20 protein-coding genes are annotated in these 22817 nt (G+C 71.6%); 10 read left to right on the top strand and 10 right to left on the bottom strand.

The features are described from left to right. Position 1: 1 nt before the first annotated feature. From HNR67_RS42855 to HNR67_RS42845, 3 genes are all read right to left on the bottom strand, one after another. On the bottom strand, positions 2-1291 hold the full coding sequence (locus HNR67_RS42855) for a M1 family metallopeptidase (protein WP_312989416.1): 1290 nt from the start codon (positions 1289-1291) through the stop codon (positions 2-4). Further along, complete coding sequence (locus HNR67_RS42850; RefSeq protein WP_185009703.1) at positions 1288-5187, bottom strand: Pls/PosA family non-ribosomal peptide synthetase; 3900 nt, start codon at positions 5185-5187, stop codon at positions 1288-1290. Before HNR67_RS42850 ends, HNR67_RS42855 begins: the two co-directional genes overlap by 4 nt. A gap of 114 nt (positions 5188-5301) precedes the next feature. Beyond that, positions 5302-6066, bottom strand: a complete 765-nt coding sequence (locus HNR67_RS42845) for a L,D-transpeptidase family protein (RefSeq protein WP_185009701.1) — start codon at positions 6064-6066, stop codon at positions 5302-5304. A gap of 110 nt (positions 6067-6176) precedes the next feature. Between HNR67_RS42845 and HNR67_RS42840 the strand changes: the two genes are divergently transcribed. From HNR67_RS42840 to lepB, 5 genes are all read left to right on the top strand, one after another. Further along, on the top strand, positions 6177-6746 hold the full coding sequence (locus tag HNR67_RS42840) for an RNA polymerase sigma factor (protein ID WP_185009699.1): 570 nt from the start codon (positions 6177-6179) through the stop codon (positions 6744-6746). Beyond that, a complete protein-coding gene (locus HNR67_RS42835) occupies positions 6743-7783 on the top strand; it encodes a hypothetical protein (protein ID WP_185009697.1) in 1041 nt (346 codons plus the stop codon). Before HNR67_RS42840 ends, HNR67_RS42835 begins: the two co-directional genes overlap by 4 nt. Before the next feature lie 118 nt (positions 7784-7901). Continuing rightward, positions 7902-8621, top strand: coding sequence for a hypothetical protein (locus HNR67_RS42830; RefSeq protein ID WP_185009695.1), 720 nt, complete (start codon positions 7902-7904; stop codon positions 8619-8621). Positions 8622-8744: 123 nt separating this feature from the next. Next, positions 8745-9437, top strand: a complete 693-nt coding sequence (locus HNR67_RS42825; RefSeq protein ID WP_185009693.1) for a hypothetical protein — start codon at positions 8745-8747, stop codon at positions 9435-9437. An 18-nt stretch (positions 9438-9455) separates the two neighbouring features. Next, a complete protein-coding gene (gene lepB, locus HNR67_RS42820) occupies positions 9456-10244 on the top strand; it encodes a signal peptidase I (RefSeq protein ID WP_185009692.1) in 789 nt (262 codons plus the stop codon). Here lepB and HNR67_RS42815 read toward each other — a convergent pair. Together HNR67_RS42815 and HNR67_RS42810 are read right to left on the bottom strand one after the other, a co-directional pair. Then, positions 10234-10830 carry a DUF305 domain-containing protein gene (locus HNR67_RS42815; RefSeq protein ID WP_185009690.1) on the bottom strand — a complete coding sequence of 199 codons (597 nt, stop codon included), beginning with the start codon at positions 10828-10830 and terminating at the stop codon, positions 10234-10236. The two genes, lepB and HNR67_RS42815, sit on opposite strands and share 11 nt — an antisense overlap. A 54-nt stretch (positions 10831-10884) precedes the next feature. After that, complete coding sequence (locus tag HNR67_RS42810; protein ID WP_185009688.1) at positions 10885-11298, bottom strand: hypothetical protein; 414 nt, start codon at positions 11296-11298, stop codon at positions 10885-10887. A 154-nt stretch (positions 11299-11452) separates the two neighbouring features. Between HNR67_RS42810 and ctaD the strand changes: the two genes are divergently transcribed. The 3 genes from ctaD to HNR67_RS42795 all read left to right on the top strand — a co-directional run bounded on the left by ctaD (position 11453) and on the right by HNR67_RS42795 (position 15377). Then, a complete protein-coding gene (gene ctaD, locus HNR67_RS42805; RefSeq protein ID WP_185009686.1) occupies positions 11453-13249 on the top strand; it encodes an aa3-type cytochrome oxidase subunit I in 1797 nt (598 codons plus the stop codon). A 138-nt stretch (positions 13250-13387) separates the two neighbouring features. Next, complete coding sequence (serB, locus tag HNR67_RS42800) at positions 13388-14620, top strand: phosphoserine phosphatase SerB (protein WP_185009685.1); 1233 nt, start codon at positions 13388-13390, stop codon at positions 14618-14620. A gap of 1 nt (position 14621) precedes the next feature. Then, entirely contained in the window at positions 14622-15377 is a 756-nt protein-coding gene (locus HNR67_RS42795) for an aminoacyl-tRNA hydrolase (protein ID WP_185009683.1), read from the top strand. Here the strand turns inward: HNR67_RS42795 and HNR67_RS42790 are convergent. Beyond that, positions 15361-15942: a GNAT family N-acetyltransferase gene (locus tag HNR67_RS42790; protein WP_185009681.1), complete on the bottom strand. Its 582-nt coding sequence runs from the start codon at positions 15940-15942 to the stop codon at positions 15361-15363. The two genes, HNR67_RS42795 and HNR67_RS42790, sit on opposite strands and share 17 nt — an antisense overlap. A gap of 42 nt (positions 15943-15984) precedes the next feature. Beyond that, complete coding sequence (locus HNR67_RS42785) at positions 15985-16482, bottom strand: NUDIX hydrolase (RefSeq protein WP_185009679.1); 498 nt, start codon at positions 16480-16482, stop codon at positions 15985-15987. A gap of 128 nt (positions 16483-16610) precedes the next feature. Between HNR67_RS42785 and HNR67_RS42780 the strand changes: the two genes are divergently transcribed. Then, positions 16611-17108: an AMIN-like domain-containing (lipo)protein gene (locus HNR67_RS42780; protein WP_185009677.1), complete on the top strand. Its 498-nt coding sequence runs from the start codon at positions 16611-16613 to the stop codon at positions 17106-17108. A 19-nt stretch (positions 17109-17127) separates the two neighbouring features. Here HNR67_RS42780 and HNR67_RS42775 read toward each other — a convergent pair whose 3' ends face one another. Continuing rightward, positions 17128-19092 (bottom strand): ATP-dependent DNA helicase, encoded by a 1965-nt coding sequence (locus tag HNR67_RS42775; protein WP_281403597.1) that lies wholly within the window; start codon positions 19090-19092, stop codon positions 17128-17130. A 205-nt stretch (positions 19093-19297) separates the two neighbouring features. Between HNR67_RS42775 and HNR67_RS42770 the strand changes: the two genes are divergently transcribed. Beyond that, entirely contained in the window at positions 19298-21763 is a 2466-nt protein-coding gene (locus HNR67_RS42770) for a glycoside hydrolase family 3 C-terminal domain-containing protein (RefSeq protein WP_185009675.1), read from the top strand. Positions 21764-21946: 183 nt separating this feature from the next. Here HNR67_RS42770 and HNR67_RS42765 read toward each other — a convergent pair whose 3' ends face one another. Both HNR67_RS42765 and HNR67_RS42760 read right to left on the bottom strand, forming a co-directional pair. Further along, complete coding sequence (locus HNR67_RS42765) at positions 21947-22156, bottom strand: hypothetical protein (RefSeq protein ID WP_185009673.1); 210 nt, start codon at positions 22154-22156, stop codon at positions 21947-21949. Positions 22157-22227: 71 nt separating this feature from the next. Beyond that, the gene (locus tag HNR67_RS42760; RefSeq protein WP_185009671.1) at positions 22228-22800 is read right to left on the bottom strand and encodes a biotin transporter BioY; all 573 of its coding nucleotides are present in this window, start codon (positions 22798-22800) and stop codon (positions 22228-22230) included. Between the last annotated feature and the right edge of the window lie 17 nt (positions 22801-22817).

The following is a 22817-nucleotide window of genomic DNA, read 5'->3' as shown; positions in this document are numbered from 1 at the left end:
CTCACACCGCCGGGGGCAGCGCCGGTTCGAACAGCCACTTGCGGAACAACCCGTCCAGCGGGTGCGCGCAGTGCCGCTGGGCCAGCGCGATGAAGTCCGCGGTGCGCACCGAGCCGTGCCGGTGGGTGGCGGTCCATTCCTTGAGCAGCTTGAAGAACGCCGGATCGCCGATGTGCCGCCGCAGCGTGTGCAGGGTCAGCGCGCCCCGGTCGTACACCTGGTCGTCGAACATCCGGGCCGGGCCGGGATCACCGATCACCAGGTCCTGTGGCAGTCCGGCCAGCTTGCGCATGAACCGTTGCGCCGGCACGGATGCGGGCACCCCGTCGGCGAACTCGAACCACAGCCATTCCGCGTAGCAGGCGAAACCCTCGTGCAGCCAGATGTCCCGCCAGTCGGCCAGGGTGAGGCTGTTGCCGAACCACTGGTGCGCCAGCTCGTGCGCCACCAGGCGTTCGTGCCCGCGTCGGCCGTCCAGATGGTTGCGGCCGAACACGGACAGGCCCTGCGCCTCGATCGGCACGTCCAGCTCGTCGTCGGCGACCACCACCGCGTATTCCTCGAACGGGTAAGGGCCGAACAGCTCCTGGAACACCCGCAGCATCTCCGGCTGACGCGCGAAGTCGTGCCGGAACAACGATTCCAGCGCCGCGGGCACCCCGGCGGGCTGGTGCACCGGCCCTGGCAGCTCCAGGATCTCGTACCGTCCGATTTGGACGGTGGCGAGGTAGCTGGGCATCGGCGCGGACTGGTGGTGCACCCAGGTGGCGCTGCCGCCGTGCTCCTTGACCGAGCGCAGCCTGCCGTTGGCGAAGACGGTGTACTCGCTGGGCGCGGTCACCGCGATCCGGTAGGTGGCCTTGGATCCGGGGCGGTCATCGCACGGGAACCAGCTCGGCGCGCCGGTGGGCTGGCTGGCCACGATGGCGCCGTCGGTGAGCTGGTCCCAGCCGATCTCGCCGAACGCGCTGCGCACCGGATGCGGCGGACCGGCGTAGCGGACCTCCACGGTGAACTCCGCGCCAGGGGCCAGCGGCCTGGCCGGGCGCAGCCGGAGCTTGCCGTTGGCGTGCGACCACTTGGCCGGCCGCTTGCCGTCCACGAGCACCCGGTCCACCCGGAACCGGCCGAAGTCCAGCACGATCGACGGCAGCGCCTGCTCGGCGACCGCGATCACGCTGGCCCGGCCGGTCAGCCGGTGCGAGTTGGGGCGGTAGTCCAGGTCCAGGTCGTAGTGCCGGACCCGGTACCCCTCGTTGCCGTGGTGGGGGAAGTAGGGCTGGTGGTTCACCCTCGGCGGGATCCTTCCGGCTGCCAGGCGGCGATCGGGTTGCCCAGCCAGCGGGTGTCGGCCGGGACGGTCTCGCCGCGCATCACCAGCGAGCCGGGTCCGACGGTGGCGCCCGCGCCGACGGTGGCCCCGGGCAGCACGATGCCGTGCGGGCCCATGGTCGAACCGGCGGCCAGGGTGACCACGTCCATCCGCATGATCCGGTCGTGGAACAGGTGTGTCTGCACCACGCAGCCGCGGTTCACACTGGCGCCGGCGCCCAGGCTGACCAGGTCGGCCTCGGGCAGCCAGTAGGTCTCGCACCAGACGCCCTTGCCCACGCTGGCGCCCAGCGAGCGCAGCCACAGGTTCATCAGCGGGGTGCCGCCGACCGCACCGGCCAGCCAGGGCACCGCGAGCACCTCGACGAAGGTGTCGGCCAGCTCGTTACGCCACACGAAGGAACTCCACAGCGGGTGCTCCACCGCGCGGAACCGCCCGACCAGCACCCACTTCGCGGCACTGGAGACCACACAGGCCAGCACCCCGGCCCCGAACAGCACCAGGCCGCTGACCAGCAGCGCCATCCCGAAGCCCGCCTGCGCGGCGACGACCTCGAAGGCGGCCAGGGTGAGCACGGCCAGCGCGACGGTGGCCATCACCGGGATCACCCGGCACAGCTCGACCAGCGCGCGGGCCAGCACCAGGCGGCGCGGCGGGGCGAAGGTACGGCCCTCATCGCGCTTCTCGGTGTTGCGCGGCAGTTTGATCGGCGGCATGCCCAGGTAGGAGCTGCCCGCCTTGGCCCGCTTCGGCGCCGCGGAGAGCACGCCGACCAGGCCGCGGTTGGGCACCGAACGGCCAGGCGCGGTCATCCCGGAGTTGCCGAGGAAGGCGCGTTTGCCGATGCGCACCTCGTCGATGCGCAGCCAGCCGCCGCCGAGTTCGTAGGAGCCGACCATGGTGTCATCGGCCAGGAACGCGCCATCGGCCACCGTGGTCAGCGAGGGCAGTGCGAGCACGGTGGACGCCTCCACACGGCGGCCCACCTTCATGCCCAGCATCCGCAGCCAGACCGGGGTGAACAGGCTGGCGTAGAAGGGGAACAACGCGGACCTGGAGTGGTTCATCAACCGCTCCACGGTCCAGGCCTGCCAGGCGATCCGGCCGTGCACCGGGTGGTATCCGGCGTGCAGCCCCAGGCTGAACAACCGCACCCCGACCAGCACGAACAACGCGGTGGTCGCCAGGTAGGCGATCGCGGCCAGCGGCGCGGCCAGCAACGCGCTGCCGATCGCCCCGGACAGCGTGGTGTCGTCAGCCACGAACCAGCCCAGCAGCGCGATCGCGGGCAGCACGGCCAGCACCGGCAGCAGGTCAAGGCCGAGCGAGGTGCTGCCGTAGAGGAAGGACCAGCGGCGGCTGCGCGCGGCGGTCTTGTTGGGCCGCTTGCTCTTGGGCTTGCTGGACCGGGTGGCCGGCACGCCGCCCCAGTGCTGACCCGCGGGCACCGAGCCACGCACCACCGAACCGGCGGCGATCTCGGCCCGCTTGCCGATCCGCGCGCCGGGGAAGACCGTGCTGCGCGAGCCGATCACCGCGCCTGCGCCGATCCGGATCCGGCCCACGTGCACCACGTCGCCGTCCAGCCAGTGCCCGGCCAAGTCGACCTCGGGCTCCACCGCACAACCCTTGCCCAGCTTGAGCATGCCGGTCACCGGGGGAGCGGCGTGCAGGTCCACGTCCGCGCCGATCCGCACGCCCAGCGCCTTGGCGTAGGTGGTGATCCAGCCGCCGGAGAGCTTGCCCGCGCCGCTGAGCACGGCCAGCCGGTCGGCGGCCCACAGCCGCAGGTGCACGCTGCCACCACGTGGGTAGCTGCCAGGACGCAGGCGGCGCAACAGGATCCGCGCACCACCGGCGGCGATGGCGATCCGTCCCGGCGGGCTGAACAGCAGCGCCGCGCCGGCGCCAACCCACCACCAGGAGATGGTGGGCGCCCAGGTGTAGGAGCCGAACAGGTTGAGCACGTTGTTCAGCGCGGCCAGCGCGACGATCCAGCGCAGGCCGACCAGGGTCAGCAGCGGCAGCAGCACCAGCAGCTGCACCAGCGAGGCCCGGCGCGGGGTCGACTTGACCACCCGCACGGTGGCTTCCTCGGCACCCAGCTCGTCCAGCCGGGCGGCCAGCTGGGCCAGGGTGGAGTGCTGGTAGAGGTCGCTCACCGAGCTGCCCGGGTAACTGCGCCGCACCAGCGAGATGAGTTGCGCGGCGGCCAGGCTGCCGCCGCCGCTGGCGAAGAAGTCGGCGTCGGCGGACTCCGGCGGCAGGCCGAGGATCTCGGTCCACTGCTCGGCCAGCCACGCCTGGGTGCCTGCCAGCTGCGGTGCGGCGCCGGGGAGTTCGTCGGTGGTCAGCGGCCAGGGCAGCGCGTCGCGGTCGACCTTGCCGGAGGTGCGGGTGGGCAGCGTGTCGACCACGGCCAGCAGCGGCACCAGCGCCGCGGGCAGCGCGGAACGCAGGCGCTCCAAGGCCGCGGCTTTGTCGAAGGGCTCCTCAGCCGAAGCGAGTGCGAGGTAGCCGACCAGGATCTGGTTGCCGCCCTTGGTGTTGCGTACCGCGGCGGCCGCACCGGCGATGCCGGGCAGGGCCTGCAGGGCCGCGTCCACCTCGCCCAGTTCGATCCGCCGTCCGCCGAGCTTGACCTGCTCGTCGGCCCGGCCGAGGAACAGCAGGCCCTCGGCCTCGGCGCGCACCAGGTCGCCACTGCGGTAGGCGCGGTCCCAGCCGAGCGCGGGCAGCGGCGCGTACTTTTCCGCGTCCTTGGCCGGGTCCAGGTACCTGGCCAGGCCGACCCCGCCGATCACCAGCTCGCCGGTCTCGCCCATCGCCACGACCTGTCCGGCCGCGTCCACCACGGCCAGCTCCCAGCCGTCCAGCGGCAGGCCGATCCGCACCGGCGGGGTGCCGGTCAGCGGGGCGGCGCAGGCGACCACGGTGGCCTCGGTCGGCCCGTAGGTGTTCCAGACCTCGCGGCCCTCGACCGCGACCCGCTCGGCCAACTCCGGCGGGCATGCCTCGCCGCCGAAGATGAGCAGCCGCACGTCGTCCAGGCATTCCGCTGGCCACAGCGCGGCCAGCGTGGGCACGGTGGAGACCACGGTGATCTCGTTGCGGACCAGCCACGGGCCCAGGTCCATGCCGGTGCGCACCAGCGAGCGCGGCGCGCTGACCAGGCAGGCCCCGTGCCGCCAGGCCAGCCACATCTCCTCGCAGGAGGCGTCGAAGGCCACCGACAGCCCGGCCAGCACCCGGTCGCCGGGCCCGATCGGCTCCTCGGTGAGGAACAGCCCGGCCTCGGCGTCGACGAAGGCGGCCGCACTGCGGTGGCTGACCGCGACGCCCTTTGGCTTGCCGGTGGAGCCGGAGGTGAAGATGATCCAGGCGTCGTCGTCCAGGGTCGGCGCGCCCACCGAGCCGCCGGGGGTGGCGTGCGGGGTCAGCGTGCCGTTCGCGCCGAGCACCGCGCAGACCACGGCCTCGCCGAAGACCAGTTCGGCCCGTTCGTCCGGATCCTCCGCGTCCACCGGCACGTAGGCCGCGCCCGCGGCGAGCACGCCGAGGATGCCCACGTACAACTCGTTCGTACCCGAAGGAATGCGCACGCCGACCCGGTCGCCGCGGCCGATGCCGTGTGCGGCAAGGCGTTGCCGCACCGACTCGACCTCGGCGAGCAGGGCGCGGTAGGTCAGGGTGGTGCTGCCGTCGTCCACCGCGGGGGCGGTGGGGTGCCGACGGGCCGTGGTGTTGAGGATGTCGAGCAGAGTCCGCTCAGCCGGGGTCGCACCAGCGCGGAAAACGGCTGGCACCAAAGGAATAGTCGTGGGGGCGAACAAGGACTCGTCGACTGCGGTCAACTCCGGCCCTTCCGGGAAGTAGGTGTCTCAACGCCGGACAGGCCAACGCCAAACGGACACCATACCCAGGAAAAGTGAACAACCGCACGGCAAACCACTCAGTCGTGGCTCAACTCACGGGTGCACGAGCACCTTCGTACCCACTCGCAGCAGCGCGAACGTCTCGTTGACACTCGGATCGGTCATCCGGATACAACCGTTGCTGGCAGGCCAGGTCTCCACCGGTTCCCCGCCGTGGAAGGCGATTCCCTGGTCGCTGCCACCCTGGCCGATGTAGGAGGGCCGCCACATCGGGCCGAGCCGGGCGTAGCGCCAGCCGTTGATCTGCCGGGTGACGGTGAACTCCCCGGTCGGGGTGTGCTTGCCCGGCTGGTCCCGGCCGGTGGAGGAGTCGTAGACGCGCTCGATCGCGCCGTTGCCGTCCAGGAAGTAGGTGACCTGCTTGGCCAGGTCCACCTCGACCCGGAAACCCTTGCGGGCCTGGGGAACCGGCCGCACCGGGTGCCGCAGCGCGGCCGCGGTGGCGGCCTCGATGATCCCGGTCCGCTCCAGCTCGTGCACCTTCTGGAAGGCGATCACCGCGTGCCGCGTCTCGGTGTCGAAGACGCCGTTCACCTCGCGCACCTGGTAGCCCTGATCGGCCAGCACCTTCTGCGCCGCGAGCACCTCGGGCCCGCGCGCGCCCTCGGCCAGCGGGGCGGCCGGCGGCGGCGCGACCTCGTTCACCGGCACCGGCGCGGCCTGCGGCTGCACGGTCACCGGCTGTTCCGCCACGGTCACCGGACCCTGCGGGGTCAGCACGGTGTAGGCGGCCACGCCCGTCCCGCCGACCGCCGCCGCCAGCAACGCACCGACCAGGTATCGCCCGCGTCCGCCCACAGTCCTCACGCCTTTCCGAAAGGTTCGTTCATCAGTGCTTGGCCGATGCGGTCGGCAGCGCAACATTCCCTGGGCAACCAACCGGGTGACTTCGGCGTATTCCGGTCGTGATGGCGGAGGACGAGGACCTGGTGCCGCGCATCGGCCACGACCGGGAAGCGCTGGCCGAGCTGTACCGTCGGCACGTGCGTGCCCTGCTCGGTTACGCCGGGCGCAGGCTCGGTAACCCGACCGACGCCGCCGACCTGGTGGCGGCGGTGTTCCTCGAGGTCATCCGCACCGCAGGCCGCTACGACCCGGCTCGCGGCACGCCGAGGGCCTGGCTGTTCGGTATCGCGGCCACCCTGATCGCCGCGCACGGCCGGTCCAGGGGCCGTGAGGCCAGGGCGTTGCAGCGGGTCTACGGCCGCCGCGAACTGAGCCCGGAGGACCACGGCGAACTGGCCGGGCGGATCGACGCCGCGCGCAGCGCCGAACTGCTGCAACACGCCGTCGACGCGCTCAGCCCGGCCGAACGCGAGCTGTTCCTGCTGGTCGCGATGGACGGACTGAGCGCGGCCGAGGCCGGATCGGTGCTCGGCATCGCCCCGGCCGCGGCCCGGATGCGCCTGGCCAGGGCCCGCCGCAAACTCCGCGCCGCGCTGCCCGATCCGGTGCTCGCGCTGGTGGGCTCACTATGAGCCAGGACCGGGAACCGTTGAGCCCGCTGGAACAGCGGATGCTGGACGGGCTGCTGCGGGTGGCCGACGAAGAAGCAGTCCACAGTGGACAGCCGAAACGGTCCCGGTTCGCCTGGCTGGCGGTGGCCGCGGTCACCGTGCTGGGCCTTGGCGCGGCCGCCACCGTGCCCGCGTTGCTGCAACCGTCCACTCCGGACACTCCGGTGCAGATATCGCCCGCGCCAGGGCATATCGGCTACCGCAGGGTGATCACCGGCCACCAGTACGTCAGCACCAGGCACCTGGGCGGCGACTTCGTGGACATCACCGCGGAGATCCGGGACACCGCCGAACTGTGGGCCGAACTCGGCGATCCGCGGTCGATCCGGGCCAAACTCGAACCACACCAGGTGCTCAGCTGTGCCCCGGTGGACAACCGCGGCCTGTGCGCGAACTGGCTGGCCGACAACACCGGCAAGAACCTCGGCCTGCGGCTGCGGCCGGAGGACCGCACCGTGCCGAACGTGAGCCGCCGCACCGATCCCGAGGCCAGCGGGCTGGACTACCAGACCATCAACCTGCTGCCCACCGACCAGGTCGGCGGCCGCCCGGTCACCGAGTTCGGCACCACCGCCGAGGAGCTGACCACCCAGTTCGACGAGCTGACCCAGCGGATCCGGCAGAACGGGCAGAAGCAGTTCGAGGGCACGGTGACCAGGTGGGAACGGCTCCGGTACGCCGTCGAGCTGCTGCTGGCCATCGGCGCCACCCCGCAACAGCGCGCCGCCGCCTGGACGGTGGCCACCAGGTCCGCCGAGGTCGCCGAGACCCCGGCCACCGACCGACTCGGCCGGGCAGGCCGCGCACTGGTCTACGGCAGCTCGCCGGACCTGCGCCGGGAGCTGGTCATCGACCCGGCCACGCACACCCTGCTCAGCCAGAGCGAGACCATCGCGCCGCCCAAGGACACCCAGCGGCAGACCTACCCGGTGGCCTCGGTCAACTACACGCTGTACCTGGCCGAGGGCGCGGTGCGCTCGCTGGCAGAGGTCCGCTGAGCGGATTTGCCACGAATTGGCCACGACCTGGCCAAGAGCTGGGTGTCAGCCGGGTGAAAAAGCCCTGTTCAGAGCGCAGGATCAGGCGCCGATCCCGACCTCCCCTGGAGCAGTGGCCATGCGTCCCACCACCCTCTCCCGTCTGCTCGCCCTGACGCTGCTGCTCTCCGCCGGTCTCCTAGGCTCGGCCGCCGCGCAGCCGACAGCGACCTCCGCCGGTGACCCGAGGGCCACCGCCTTCCCCGGCAACGCCACCACCTGCGCGCACGCCAACCTGCCCGGCCAGCTCATCACCGGGCAGCTCACGGTGAACATCGCCACCGGCAGCCACCTCACCATCACCGGCGTGCCGCTGGGCCTGACCGTCACCGGCATCGTGGTCAAGGGCGGCCCCGGCTACAACGTGTACCTGCCCGCCAACCTCGGCCTGCTGCCCTGGCCGGGCCTGCATTCCCCGCTGGTCGGCCAGAACGGCAACATCCCGGAGATCAGCCACTGGTTCGCCTGCGGCCAGACCCAGACCACCACCAAGCCGACCACCAGCACCACCACCAAGCCGTACTCGAGTTCGGCCACCACCAAACCGGGCAGCAGCACCGCGAGCACCACCGCCACGACGACCAGCGGCGGCGGCACGACCAGTACCTCCACCGCCGCGACCACACCGCGGACCACCGCGCCGACCAGCACGCCGGTCCCGGTCCCGGTGGCTGATGACGACGACCTGGCCAACACCGGCTTCGACGGCGGCTGGCTGATCGGGCTGGGCGCCGCACTGGTGTTCGCGGGCGGACTGGTGCTCGGGATGACCCGGCTGCGTACCCGGCGTAGTCGCTGAATCGGGTGGCAGCGTTGCGCGGTGCACACAACGAACGGCTAACGAGCAGGTAGCGAGTGCTGTTCCGGCGGCGATGGGACTGTTGGATTCAACCCTCACCGTCTTGAGCAGGAGCCCTCGCTGATGCACGCCCTCGCGCCCGCCCTCCGCCGCGCCGCCGCCCTGGCCGCCGTGGTCCTCACCACCTGGCTCGGGGCGGCGGGCGCCGCCGGCGCGGACCCGCAGATCCCCTGGTCCGGCGACGAACGCGCCACCCCGGCCGCCGGGGTGGCCACCGGGTGCGCGGCGACCGGGCTCAAGGGCGAGCAGGTCGACGTCACCGTCACCAGGGACTCCCGGTACCTCACCGTCACCGCGGTCGATCCGGGTGTCACCCTCACGGGGGTCGTGATCCAGGGCGGACCCGGCTACAACATCTATCCAGCCTCCGCGTTCACCGCACTGCCGTGGCCGCGGCTGCACGCGCCACTGGAATCGCCCGCCCAGCCGCAGAAACCCGCGCTGACCACGAACTGGTTCGCCTGCGGGAGCAAGACCCCGCCCACCAGCACGAGCACCACGACCACCAGCACGACGACGAGGACGACCACGAGCAGCACCACCACGCGCCCGACGACGACGAGCACCACCAGCACGTCGTCGAGCCCGAGCCAGACCCCGGTCAGCGCCACCCCGCCGCCGGTGACCAGCACCAGCAGCCCCGGCCTGGCCACCACCGGCTTCGACGGCGGCTGGCTGATCCCGCTGGCGGCCGGGCTGATCCTGCTCGGCGCGGCGGCGCTGTTCGTGCCACGCCTGCTCCGTCGCCGCGGCTGAGGCCGGGAAGGGACCGGGATGACCGGCAACGAGGACGAGACTTCGCCGGTCCGGGCGGGCTGGCGGCTGCCGCTGGTGATCTGCGTGCTGGGCCTGGTGCTGGCCTTCGTCGGCATCGGCGTGCTGGCCAACCGCTATGACCGGTTCCGGGTGGAGACCTCCTCGATGGAGAACACCCTGGCCACCGGCAAGCGGGCGATCACCAGGCCGGTGACCGACGGCGGCGCCTCGGTACAGCGCGGGGACGTGGTGGTCTTCGACCCGAACGAGAGTGGCTGGCCCGGCCGGGAACCCGGCGAGCAGCTGGTCAAACGGGTGGTCGGCATTGGCGGCGACAGCGTGATCTGCTGCGATCTGGACGGCCGGTTGCAGGTCAACGGTCGCACCATCACCGAGACCTACCTGCGCACCGACGATCCGGCCACCGGCGGCAAGCATCAGCCGCAGCGGTTCACCGTGCGGGTGCCGCAGGACCGGATGCTGCTGCTCGGCGACTACCGCGGCAACTCCCGTGATTCCCGCGCCTACCTGGACAACGAGTTCAAGGGCTCGGTGCCGCGCAGCGCGATCAAGGCCGTGGTGGTCGCGGTGGTCACCCCGGGCGAGGGCGTGCGGCAGGTCTCGCCGAGCCCGGTGTTCACCGACGCCGGACTGGCCGGGGCCGCGGCCACCGACTATGGCTACCGGTACGCGTTCTGGACCATCGTGACCGGGGCGCTGCTGGTGATCATCACCCTGCTGTGGCTGGCCGTCGTCGGCGCGCTGGCCTGGCGGCGCCGACGACGGCAGCCGGTGCTCAGCCCTTGAGCAGGCCGGTCATCTCCGCGATCTCCTTCTCCTGCGCGGAGATGACCTCCTCGGCCAGGTGCTTGGCCTCGGCCGACTGACCCTGGGCCAGCTCGGCCTTGGCCATCACGACCGCGCCGCGGTGGTGCTCGACCATCATGGTCAGCCAGCGCTTGTCGAAGTCGGCCTTGCTCGCGGCCTGCAGCTGGGTCATCTGCTCGGCCGACATCATCCCGTGCGCGCCGTGGTCAGCCCCGTGCTCGGGCTGGAGCGGGGCGTTCCAGGACTTCAGCCAGCCGGTCATCTTGTCGATCTCCGGCTGCTGCCCGTCCTGGATCCGCTTGGCCAGGTCGCGCACCTTGGCGTTGTCGGTGCGGCTGGGCACCAGCTTGCTCATGTCCAGGGCCTGCTGGTGGTGCGGGATCATGCCCTGGGCGAAGGTGATGTCGGCCGCGTTGTGCCCGGCGTTGGCCGCCGGGGCGCTGGTGGCCGGGTGACCGCCCGCGTGCCCGTCGTCGTGCCCGGCCGACGCCCCGCCGCCACAGGCCGAGAGCGTGATCGCGGTGAGCACACCCAGACCGGCCAGGACCAGCTTGTTCTCGCGCATGACAAATCTCCTCGAATGCCTACGAATATGACTGGATGGGGCAACCCGGTCCGGTCAGAGTCGGAGCACGCCGAGGGTGTCGAGGTCGAAGAGCTTGGGCGGTGGTCCGCGCGGGACCAGCCGGACCAGCCGCGCGGCCAGTCCGTCCAGGGCGGCCGCCGGATCGCGGCGCAGCCAGCCCAGCAGGGCCAGCGCGAGCAGCCCGGCCACCGTGACGATCAGGCCGAGGCAGAGGTGCAGCATCGAGTCGTGCCCACCGGGCACCGGGTGTTCCGCGGGCGCTGCCGCCGGGGCCGAGACGGTCACCAGGCCGGAGCCGTGGTGCTCGTGCGCGACCGTCCCCGGTTGGTGCGAGCCGTGACTCGGATGGGTGACCTGGTGCATCACCAGCACGCTGAAACTCACCGTGAACACGAGCAGAGCCAGGCCCAGTACCCGCATCGGGCGTGGTCGGAGCGCCGTGGTCACCCCACCAGCCTAACGTCACAACGCAACCTGCCAGCCCGACCGAGCCCTGGCGGGGCTCGCGGTCTACGATTCCCATGCGCGGTCTGCCTACGCATGCCCGCGGTCAGGCAAGTGCAGGTGATTACCAGGTCAACAGGCCAGTGCAGGAGGCACCGTGACGGCCGTAGCCCCTCAGCCGATCGCCACGCGTCCGTTCCCGACGCGTCAGACGGTCAAGGGTTCGTTCCTGCTGCGGATGCTCCGCACCACGGACCACAAGCAGATCGGCATTCTGTACCTCGTCACGTCCATGGCCTTCTTCATGGTCGGTGGCGTGATGGCCCTGCTGATCCGCACCGAACTCGCCCTGCCGGGGATGCAGATCCTCTCGCAGGAGCAGTACAACCAGATGTTCACCATGCACGGCACGATCATGCTGTTGCTCTACGCGACGCCGATCCTGTTCGGGTTCGCCAACTACATCCTGCCGTTGCAGATCGGCTCCCCGGATGTGGCGTTCCCCCGGTTGAACGCCTTCTCGTACTGGCTTTACCTCTTCGGCGGCCTCACCGTGGTGGCCGGCTTCATCACCCCCGGTGGCGCGGCCGACTTCGGCTGGTTCGCCTACACGCCGCTGTCCAACGCGATCCACTCGCCCGGCATCGGCGCCGACCTGTGGATCTCCGGTCTGGTGGTCTCCGGTCTGGGCACCATCCTCGGCGGCGTCAACATGATCACCACGGTGCTGTGCCTGCGCGCGCCCGGCATGACCATGTGGCGGATGCCGGTGTTCACCTGGAACATCCTGGTCACCAGCCTGCTCGTGCTGATGGCCTTCCCGATCCTGACCGCCGCGCTGCTCGGCCTGCTGGCCGACCGGCACCTGGGTGCGCACGTCTTCGACCCGGCCAACGGCGGCGTGATCCTCTGGCAGCACCTGTTCTGGTTCTTCGGCCACCCCGAGGTCTACATCGTCGCGCTGCCGTTCTTCGGCATCGTCTCGGAGATCTTCCCGGTGTTCAGCCGGAAGCCGATCTTCGGTTACAAGGCGCTGATCTGGGCCACCATCACCATCGCCGCGCTGTCGGTGACGGTGTGGGCGCACCACATGTACGCCACCGGCGCGGTGCTGCTGCCCTTCTTCGCCTTCACCACGTTCCTGATCGCGGTGCCCACCGGCATCAAGTTCTTCAACTGGATCGGCACCATGTGGCGCGGTCAGTTGACGTTCGAGACGCCGATGCTGTTCTCGGTGGGCTTCATCATCACCTTCCTCTTCGGTGGCCTCACCGGCGTGCTGCTGGCCGCGCCCGCGATCGACTTCCACGTGTCGGACACCTACTTCGTGGTGGCGCACTTCCACTACGTGCTCTACGGCACGATCGCCTTCGCGACCTTCGCCGGCATCTACTTCTGGTTCCCGAAGATGACCGGGCGCCTGCTGGATGAGAAGCTCGGCAAGCTGCACTTCTGGACGACCTTCATCGGTTTCCACCTGACCTTCCTGGTCCAGCACTGGCTGGGCAACGAGGGCATGCCGCGCCGCTACGCCGACTACCTGCCAAGCGACGGTTTCACCACGCTCAACTCGATCTCCACGATCGGCGCGTACCTGCTCGGCGCGTCCACGCTGCCGTTCATCTGGAACGTGTTCAAGAGCTACCGCTACGGCGAGGTCGTCAAGGTCGACGACCCGTGGGGCTACGGCAACTCGCTGGAGTGGGCGACCTCCTGCCCGCCGCCGCGGCACAACTTCACCGAGCTGCCCCGGATCCGCTCCGAGCGCCCGGCCTTCGAGCTGCACTACCCGCACATGGTGGAGCGGATGCGGGCCGAGGCCGAGGTCGGCAAGAAGCACCGGGAGAAGCACGGCGCCGTCGCGGTCAAGGAGGCTCCTGCCGCACCCTCGCAGGTCGCGGCCAACGCCACCCAGCCGCCGGAGCAGCACGGCGACGACCCGAAATCACGCTGAGCTGATCAACCCGGGTGAGCCCGGGTAGCAAGGCTCGACGAGGAGCCCCACAGCCACCGCACCGGCGGCTGTGGGGCTCGTCTCTTTTCCGGCCAGGGCATCGAGCAGGACGCCGTCGACTGAGGAGACTCGGTAACCGTGAGTACCCGCAAAGCCACCACCGTGCTGATCACCGTCACCGGCCCGGACAAGCCAGGGGTGACCTCCGTGCTCTTCGCCGCGCTGACCCGGCACGGGGTCGAGGTGCTCGACGTCGAGCAGGTGGTGATCCGCAGTCGCCTGGTGCTCGGCGTGCTGGTCTCCACCACGCACGACCCGGAGGGCCTGCAGGAGCTGACCGAACAGGCCATGGCCAGCGTGGGCATGCACGTGGACGTGGAGATCGGCGCCCGCGAGCGCTCCGCCGCCCAGCACGGCTCCAGCCACGTGCTGGTGGTGATGGGCCGCCCGGTCACCGCCCGCGGTTTCACCGAGGTGGCCCGCAGGCTGGCCGCGCTGGGCGCCAACATCGACTCGATCCGCCGGGTGGCCGACTACCCGGTCACCGGCCTGGAACTCGCGGTCTCGGCCGGGGACACCGACGAGGCCGACGCCGAACTGCGGGCCGCGATGGCCGAGGTCTCGGTGCGCGCCCAGGTCGACATCGCGGTGGAGCAGGCCGGGCTGACCCGCCGGGCCAAGCGGCTGGTCGTCTTCGACGTGGACTCCACCCTGATCCAGGGCGAGGTCATCGAGATGCTCGCCGCGCACGCCGGCTGCGAGGAGCAGGTCAGGGAGATCACCGAGGCCGCCATGCGCGGTGAACTCGACTTCACCCAGTCCCTGGAACGCCGGGTATCCCTGCTGGCCGGACTGCCCGCCGGTGTGCTGGCCGAGGTCGGCCGCTCGCTGGAGCTGACCCCCGGCGCCCGCACCACCATCCGCACCCTGCGCAGGCTCGGCTTCCGCTGCGGTGTGGTCAGCGGCGGGTTCACCCAGGTCATCGCGGGCCTGGCCGAGGAACTGCGGCTGGACTTCGTGGCCGCCAACGAGCTGGAGATCGTTGAGGGCAAGCTGACCGGCCGGGTCACCGGCGAGGTGGTGGACCGCGCGGGCAAGGCGGTCGCACTGCGCCGCTTCGCCGCCGAACACGACATCCCGCTGGCCCAGTGCGTGGCCGTGGGCGACGGCGCCAACGACATCGACATGCTCAGCACCGCGGGCCTGGGCGTGGCCTTCAACGCCAAACCCGCGCTGCGCGAGGTGGCCGACACCGCGCTCTCGCACCCGTTCCTGGACGCGGTGCTGTTCGTGCTGGGCGTCACCAGGGCCGAGGTCGAGGCCGCCGACGCCGCCGACGGCCTGGTCGAAGAGCGCATCGAGGTCGGCTGACATGCTCGAACCCCTGGCCGCCCGCTACGCCACCTGGCTAGGGCTACCAGCCCAGTCCACAGTGGACACCAGCGACGAGGACCCGGCGACGGTCCGAGCCATGCCGTTGGTCCTACGCATCGAACGCCAGGACCCCGCCCCGCGCACCGCATTGCTGGAAGCCGCCGCGACCGCGTCACTCGCCGTCTGCCTGGCCCCCGAGGCCGAGCCCGAGGGGGAATGGCACGAGGAGATCCGGCTGTGGCTGGACAACCGCATCCGCAAGGTCTCCCGCCGCGCCCGCGGCGCGCACTGGGACGCCGTCCAGGAACTCCCCGGCATCACCGTGTCCCACCAGGGCGCGCAGGTCCGCGCCCTGGTCCCCGGCCTGGTCGCGGAATCGCCGAAGGTGTTGTCCCGCCTGCAGATCTCCGGCAGCGAACTCCCCGACGACACCCCGGGCCCACCCCCGGACGACCGCCCCGTGCTGTGGCTCAACCCCGAGGTGGAGATGACCGTCGGCAAGGCCGCCGCCCAGGTCGGCCACGCCACCATGATCGGCGCCGCCCTGCTGCCCCCGGCGGACCTGGCCCGCTGGTCAGACCAGGGCTACGCCTGCGCCGTCCGCACCGCCACCCGCGCCGACTGGGCCAAACTGCACCCCGGCCCCAACCCGGCCACCGCCTGGCGGGAACGCCGGGTGGCCGCGGTCCGCGACGCCGGCTTCACCGAGGTCGCCCCCGGCACCGTCACGGTGCTGTTCAGCTGGCCGCACTGACCACCGCGTGCAGGTGCATGTCATGCCGCCCGTCGGCGTGCCGCGCCGCACTGCGCAACGTCCCTTCGAGGGCGAACCCGGCCCGCTCCGCCACCCGGCAGGAGCCCAGGTTCGCGGTGGAATGCCGCAACCCCAGCCGGGCCAGCCCCAGCTCGGCAAAACTCCACCCGACCACCGCCCTGGCCGCCCGCACCGCCACCCCACGCCCACGCGCCGAGGGCAGCACCCAGTAGGACACCTCCGCGGTCGCGTCCACCAGGTCCAGCCCCCGGAACCCGGCCTGCCCCAGCACCTCGTCAGCCGGCCCCACCACGGCCCAGCTGACGTCCCGATCCGCCAGCCAGCGCGGGCCCCAGCCCTCGATCCAGTCCAGGGCCTCGGCGGCGGTGTCGATCCGCCGCACGTGCCAGCGCTGGATCTCCGGACAGCCGAAGGCGGTCCGGACCGCCTCGGCGTCCCCGGCCTGCCAGGGGCGCAGGGTCAGTTCGTCGTCGATGGACAGCCGGGGCTGGGGCCGGTCGCGCAGGTGACCGGTGGGTAGCGCGGGTTCCACAAGAATCGGCACCCGCCGATCCTCGCCGACCGGACCGGCCGACCGCATACGTTCTTAGCCGAACCAGGTCAACGTGATCGGCTCCACCGGCGGCCCGTTCTCCAGTGCCCGCAACAGCTCCGCCAGTCCGATCGGCAGCACCTGCGCGGGAATCGACCCCAGTTCCGCCACCGGCCACCACCGGTGCCCGAGCAGGTGCGACAGCTCGCCTGCCTCCTGGGCCGTGGTGTCCACGGTGAAGGCGGGCACCCGCAGGTGGAAGTAGTACTCGGTGGCCAGGGTCGGGGTCCGGCTGTAGGTCCACCTGCCAGAGGTGGTCGCGACCACCGGGCCGACCTCGGCCGCGGTGACCCGCAGTCCGGTCTCCTCGCGGAGTTCCCGCGCCGCGGCCTCGGCCAGCGGCTCGCCGTCGTTGACCCCGCCGCCAGGGGTGGACCAGCAGGTTCGTTCGTTCGTCCGGCCGTAGCGGTTGTGGAACAACAGGATCCGGTCCTGCTCGTCGAGGACCAGGAGTCGTGCGCTCAGCCGGATGCGCGGTGGTGTGTCCCCCATGACCTCGACCCTAACCCGAAGAGTTCCCGATCACTATTTCTGTGAGGTGAAGAATTCACCGACGATCTTCTGATGTAGTCGGTGTCTGACGGGTGGTCATCCGGGCCGCCGATCTCGAAAGGACCTCGATGTCGAAGGTGCTCTCCCGCAACGGTTTTAGCCGCCTCGCCGGCACCGGCGCTGCCCTGCTCGCGCTGGGCGCCGTGCTCGCCCCGGCGGCCGCCGCGGCCACTCCCGGGGCGGTGGCCTGCACGCCGGTGGTGCTGAAGAAGGCCGTCACCTCGGCTGACAGCACCGGCGTCGGGGTCGCCTTCACCTACTCGGCCGCGGTCACCGACAAGAACATCACCTACCTCCCGGCCGGCGAGCGGCCCACCCAGGACGGCAGCGGCGACCCGATCGCCATCAAGGGCAACGCCTTCATCCGGGTCATCGTCTCCTGCTACAACTGGACCCAGGACACCTACCGCGGCCCCAAGCGCCTGCCCGGCGAGGGCGCGGTCAAGGAGGTCGTGCTCGGCGGCACCTTCGAGGGGCAGCAGACCTGGTACATCGGCGTGGACCGCAAGCGCGCCTACGAGGACCTGAGCCGCGGCGCGACCGTGTCGGTCAAGGTGAAGGTCTGATCCTGCGGACGAGCCGCGCTCAGGTGTCGATCCGCTTGAGCGCGGCCTTGACCACCTCGGGATCGGTGGTCATCCAGAACGGCGGCAGCGAGGCACGCAGGAAACCGCCGTACCGGGCCGTCACCAGCCGGGAGTCCAGTACCGCGATCACGCCCTTGTCGTCGTTGGACCGCAGCAACCGCCCCGCGCCCTGGGCCAGCAGCAGGGCCGCGTGCGTGCCTGCCACGGTCAGGAAGCCGTTGCCGCCCCTGGCCTGCACCGCGCGCTGCCGGGCCGAGGCCAGTGGGTCGTCCGGGCGGGGGAACGGGATCCGGTCCATCACCACCAGTTGCAGCGCGGGGCCCGGCACGTCCACCCCCTGCCACAGCGACAGCGTGCCGAACAAACACGTCTGCACGTCCTCGGCGAACTTCTTCACCAGCTGGCTGGTCGCGTCCTCGCCCTGGCACAGGATCGGGAACTTGACCCGCTCGCGCAGGGCCTCGCTGGCCTGTTTGGCCGCGCGCATCGAGGAGAACAGGCCGAGGGTCCGGCCACCCGCGGCCTCCACCAGGCCGGTCAGCTCGTCCAGGTAGGCCTCGGCCAGGCCGTCGCGGCCGGGGGAGGGCAGGTGCTTGGCCACGTAGAGGATGCCGCTGGAGCGGTGCTCGAAGGGCGAGCCCACGTCCATGCCTGTCCACTCTGGACTGTCTGAAGTGGACGGTGGGGCCTTGTCGGTGGCGGTGCCATCGGCCTTGCGGTCGGCGGGGGCGTCCGGGTCGGAGGCGGGTTTTCCGTTGCCGGACAGGCCCCATTGCCTGGCCAGGGTGTCGAAGCTGCCGCCGAGGGCCAGGGTGGCCGAGGTCAGGATGACCGTGCGCTGGGCGAAGAGGCGTTCGCGGAGCAGGCCGCCCACCCCCAGCGGGGCCACCCGCAGCGAGGGGGCCCGGTTGAACTCGCCGAAATCACCGGCCAGCCAGACCACGTCGTGCCGCTTGTCCGGCTCGGCCTCGAAGGCGGCCAGCAGCCGGACCGCGGTGTCGTGCACCTCGTCCAGCACCGAGAGCGCCAGCTTGCGTGCCGCGGTGCCCTCGATGTCCTCCTTGCGTTCCGGGCCCATCGCGCTGATGCAGGCGTGCGCGGCGTTGCGCACCGCGGCCAGCGCGCCGCCCAGCACCTGCGGCAACTGGTCGATCCGGCCCGGTTCCAGCTCCTGCAGGGTCAGCGACAGGTTGTCCGCGGCCTCCAGCAGCGCGTCGGCGATGTCCTGTTCCACCAGGCGGCCGCAGCGCCGGGCGGCCACCGCGATGGCGGTGCTGGTCAGCTCGGCGGTGGCCACCGAGGTGACCCGGTCGACCAGGTCGTGCGCCTCGTCCACGACCACCACGTCGTGTTCGGGCAGGACCTTGTAGCCCTCCAGCGCGTCGATGGCCAGCAGCGCGTGGTTGGTGACCACCACATCGGCCCGCCCGGCCTCGGCGCGGGCCCGCTCGGCGAAGCAGTCCTGGCCGATCGGGCACTTGGCCGCGCCAACGCACTCCTTCGCGGTCACCGACACCTGCCGCCACGCCTGGTCCGGCACGCCGGGCACCAGCTCGTCCCGGTCGCCGGTCTCGGTCTCCGATGACCACTCGTGCAACCGCTTGACGTGCCTGCCCAGCGCGGAGACCGCGAACGGGTCGAACAGCGCCTGCTCCTCGGGCTCATCCGGCGCGCCGGTGTGCACCCGCTGCATGCACAGGTAGTTCCGCCGCCCCTTGAGGATGGCGAAGGTGGGTTCCCGGCCCAGCAACGGCTTGAGCGTCTTGGCCAGCCTAGGCAGATCCCGGTCGACCAGCTGGCGCTGCAACGCGATGGTGGCGGTGGAGATCACCACGGTGGCCGCCTCGGCGACCGCGTGGTGCACCGAGGGCACCAGGTAGGCCAGGGACTTCCCGGTGCCGGTGCCCGCCTGCACGGCCAGGTGCTCGCCGGTGCGGATCGCCTTGGCCACCGCCTCGGCCATGTCCACCTGACCTGGCCGTTCGGTGCCGCCCACGCCGCCGACGGCCGCGGACAGCAGCGTGCGGACGTCCGGGACCGTGGTCAGGTTCTGCTGCAGGGTGAGGGCTTCGGGCACGCGAAGAACGCTACCGCGCGCCGCCGACAAGCCCGTCCTCCGGCGATACGGTGGTGTCGCAGCCAGTACAACGATGTCTGGAGGAGCCTGGATGAGCAGCGCCGACACAATCGAGGACCGGCTGAAGGCCCTGATCGGCGCACTCGACCTACCCGGCAAAATCCGCCTGCTCACCGGCGCCGACGCCTGGGGCCTGCCCGCCGAGCCCAGGATCGGCCTGCGTCGCCTGGTGATGACCGACGGCCCGGCAGGCGCCCGCGGCACCCACTTCGACGAGCGCGACCCCTCCGCGCACACCCCCAGCCCGACCGCGCTGGCCGCCACCTGGGACACCGCGCTGGTGCACCGGATCGGCCTGCTGCTGGCCGAGGAGACCAGGGCCAAGGGCGCCCAGGTGCTGCTCGCGCCCACCATCAACCTGCACCGCAGCCCGCTGGGCGGCCGTCACTTCGAGTGCTTCTCCGAGGATCCGCTGCTGGTCAGCGAGATCGGCCTGGCCTACGTGCGCGGGGTGCAGGCGGGCGGGGTCGCGGCCTGCGCCAAGCACTTCGTGGCCAACGACTCGGAGAACCAGCGCTTCACCCTCAGCGTGGACCTGGCCGAACGCGCGCTGCGCGAGCTGTACCTGGCCCCGTTCGAGGCGGTGGTGCGGGCAGGCGGGGTCAAGGTGGTGATGGCCGCCTACAACGCGGTGCGCGGCACCACGATGACCGAGAACCACCCGCTCCAGGTCGGCGTGCTCAAGGGCGAATGGGGCTTCCAGGGCCCGATCGTCTCGGACTGGACCGCCGCCCGCAGCACCGCCGACTCGGCAACCGGCGGCCTGGACCTGGTCATGCCGGGCCCGGACGGCCCGTGGGGCGAGCAGCTCGTCCAGGCCGTGCGCGCCGGCGAGGTACCCGAGTCCGAGATCGACGACAAGGTCTTGCGGTTGCTCAGGCTGGCCGCCGAGACCGGTGTGCTGGACGGCTTCCCGGTGCCCGAGGTGACCAGCCCCTACCCGGTCGGCTCGGCCGTGCAGACCGACCTGCTGCGCGAGGCCGCCACCCGCGGCATGGTGCTGCTGCGCAACGAGAACGCCCTGCTGCCACTGGCCGAGGGCACCCGGATCGCGCTGATCGGCCCGAACGCCGCGCACACCGCCACCCGCGGCGGCGGCAGCGCCGACCTGTCCCCGCGCCGGGTGGTCAGCTTCGCACAGGGCCTCGGCCTGGACCCGGTCGAGGGCGTCCGGCCCGGCGGTCGGCAACCGCTGATCAACCTGGCCGACTGCACCGACCCGGAGACCGGCGAACCCGGCTTCCGGGTCGAGTACCGCACCACGGACGGCGAGTTCCTGGGCAGCGAGCACCGGGAGACCGCCCGGCTGGCCTGGCTCGGCCTGCCCGAACAGCAATGGCGCCGGGCCGACCTCCAGGTGACCATGCGCGCGCACTACCGGCCGCGGGTCGCGGGCACGCACACCTTCGGCGTCACCGCGCTCGGCCCGACCAGCCTCACCGTGGCCGGGCAGCGGATCGTCGAACCGGTGCGCGCGGGCTGGGGCAGCCTGGTGGACAGCTTCGACAACATCACCGAGCAGCTCGGCGCCATCGAACTGTCCGATGTGGACACTCCGGTGGAACTGGTGGTGGCGCACCTGCCGATCGCCGCCCCACACGGCTACCTGCGTTGCGGCCTCACCCACCGCGCCCCCGGCCGGGACGCCGAGGCCGAGCTGGCCGAGGCGGTCCGGCAGGCCGCGGCGGCCGAGGTGGCGGTGGTCGTGGTCGGCACCAACGCCGACCTGGAGAGCGAGTCGCACGACCGCACCACCCTGGAACTCCCGCCAGGCCAGGACGAGCTGATCCGCCGGGTCGCCGCGGCCAACCCACGCACCGTGGTCGTGGTCAACGCGGGCTCACCGGTGCTGATGCCCTGGGCCGACGAGGTCGCCGCGATCCTCTACACCTGGTTCCCCGGCCAGGAAGCCGGTCACGCCCTGGCCGACGTGCTGCACGGCCGGGCCGAACCCGGCGGCCGCCTGCCCACCACCTTCCCGCGCACGGCCGAACAGGCCCCGGTCCTGGACACCACCCCCACCGAGGGCGTGCTGCACTACGCCGAGGGCCTGCTGATCGGCTACCGCGCCTACGACCAGCACCGCCTGGACCCGGCCTTCTGCTTCGGCCACGGCCTGGGCTACACCACCTGGGACTACGTGGCCGCGCAGGCCACCCCCGCGATCTCCGCCGCCACCCTGCACACCGGCGAGCCCGTCCCGGTCCGGGTCACCCTGACCAACACCGGCACCCGCCCCGGCCGCGAGATCGTCCAGGTCTACCTGGGCCGGCACGCCAGCCGCTACGACCGCCCACCCCGGGTGCTGGCCGGGTTCGCGGTGGCCGAGGCCGGCCCGGGGGAGACGGTGGAGGTGGAGATCGCCTTGGCGGCCAAGGCCTTCGCCGTCTACGACGAGCAGCGCGGCGACTGGGTCCGGGAACACGGCAGCTACCTGGCCGAGATCGGGCGCAGCAGCCGGGACCTGCCGCTGACCGCGGTGGTCACCGTGCACTGACCCCCGGAGTGTTGGCCGAACTCGTACGCCACGTTGGCCAAAGTGGTACGCAGGTTTGGGTCTACCGGTACGACAGGGCTGGCGTGCCTCGGATTCTCGCGTCCACAACGGCCAATCAGGCGTACGACATCGGCAAACACTCGGCGGCTGCGGGAGCTTCCCGAGGGCACACGCCCGGCTGAATCACCAGGGGCACAGGTCTGCCAACTCCGCCCGCACCGTGCTCAGTTCGGCACGGTCACTGTCGCTGGCCGCCACTTCGTGCGCGGCCAGCGCAATCGCGCGCCGGATCACCGTGCTGCGGTCGGTATGGCTGGCCCGCATCAGCTCGTGCGGTGCCACATGGGTCTCCGCGTCTGGCCGGAAGCTGATGATTGCGGGGTCGGCGATCACGCCTCCAGTGTGGCGGTAAGACGCCGAAGGCCCCCGGGTGGCGACCGGGGGCCTTTCACTCCAGGCGGAGATCAGGAGTCGCGACGACCCACCAGCGCCCAGGCGGCCGGCAGCAGCCCGGCGGCGAGGGCGGTCTTGACCAGGTCGCCGATCAGGAACGGCAGCAGGCCCTTGACCAGGGCCTCGGACACGGTGAAGTCGGCCGCGAGCATCAGCCAGGGCACGCCGACGGCGTAGATCACCGCGTTGCCCAGCAGCATGGTGCCCGCGGTGCGCAGTGGGGTGCGGTCGCCGCCGCGCTGGGCCAGCGCGCCGACCAGGGCGCCTGCCAGTACGAAGCCGACGATGTAGCCGATGGTGGCCGAGCCCGCGCTGGTGTGCCAGGGCACGCCTGCCAGGCCGGCCAGCAGGTAGACCAGCATGGACAGCGCGCCGCGCTGCCAGCCCAGGGTCGCGCCCACCAGCAGGGCGGCGAAGGTCTGGGCGGTCACCGGCACCGGGCTGCCCGGGATGGGCACCGCGATCTGCGCGGCCAGGCCGGTCAGCGCGGCGCCGCCGAGCACCAGCGCGATATCGCGGACCAGGGCGCCGGGCACCAGGTCGGCCAGGACCCGGCGCTGCGGTGAGACGGTGAGCACGGACACCCGTGACCTCCAGGAGA

Source organism: Crossiella cryophila, assembly GCF_014204915.1.
GTDB lineage: Bacteria > Actinomycetota > Actinomycetes > Mycobacteriales > Pseudonocardiaceae > Crossiella > Crossiella cryophila.
This window is presented reverse-complemented; position numbering and strand designations above follow the sequence as displayed.

Bases quoted from the DNA above. Each gene is read 5' to 3' on its own strand.
- HNR67_RS42840 (WP_185009699.1), top strand. From the start codon at position 6,177: ATGGCGGAGGACGAGGACCTGGTGCCGCGCATCGGCCACGACCGGGAA.
- HNR67_RS42835 (WP_185009697.1), top strand. From the start codon at position 6,743: ATGAGCCAGGACCGGGAACCGTTGAGCCCGCTGGAACAGCGGATGCTG.
- HNR67_RS42830 (WP_185009695.1), top strand. From the start codon at position 7,902: ATGCGTCCCACCACCCTCTCCCGTCTGCTCGCCCTGACGCTGCTGCTC.
- HNR67_RS42825 (WP_185009693.1), top strand. From the start codon at position 8,745: ATGCACGCCCTCGCGCCCGCCCTCCGCCGCGCCGCCGCCCTGGCCGCC.
- lepB (WP_185009692.1), top strand. From the start codon at position 9,456: ATGACCGGCAACGAGGACGAGACTTCGCCGGTCCGGGCGGGCTGGCGG.
- HNR67_RS42815 (WP_185009690.1), bottom strand. From the start codon at position 10,830: ATGCGCGAGAACAAGCTGGTCCTGGCCGGTCTGGGTGTGCTCACCGCG.
- HNR67_RS42795 (WP_185009683.1), top strand. From the start codon at position 14,622: ATGCTCGAACCCCTGGCCGCCCGCTACGCCACCTGGCTAGGGCTACCA.
- HNR67_RS42785 (WP_185009679.1), bottom strand. From the start codon at position 16,482: ATGGGGGACACACCACCGCGCATCCGGCTGAGCGCACGACTCCTGGTC.
- HNR67_RS42780 (WP_185009677.1), top strand. From the start codon at position 16,611: ATGTCGAAGGTGCTCTCCCGCAACGGTTTTAGCCGCCTCGCCGGCACC.
- HNR67_RS42775 (WP_281403597.1), bottom strand. From the start codon at position 19,092: ATGGCCGAGGCGGTGGCCAAGGCGATCCGCACCGGCGAGCACCTGGCC.
- HNR67_RS42770 (WP_185009675.1), top strand. From the start codon at position 19,298: ATGAGCAGCGCCGACACAATCGAGGACCGGCTGAAGGCCCTGATCGGC.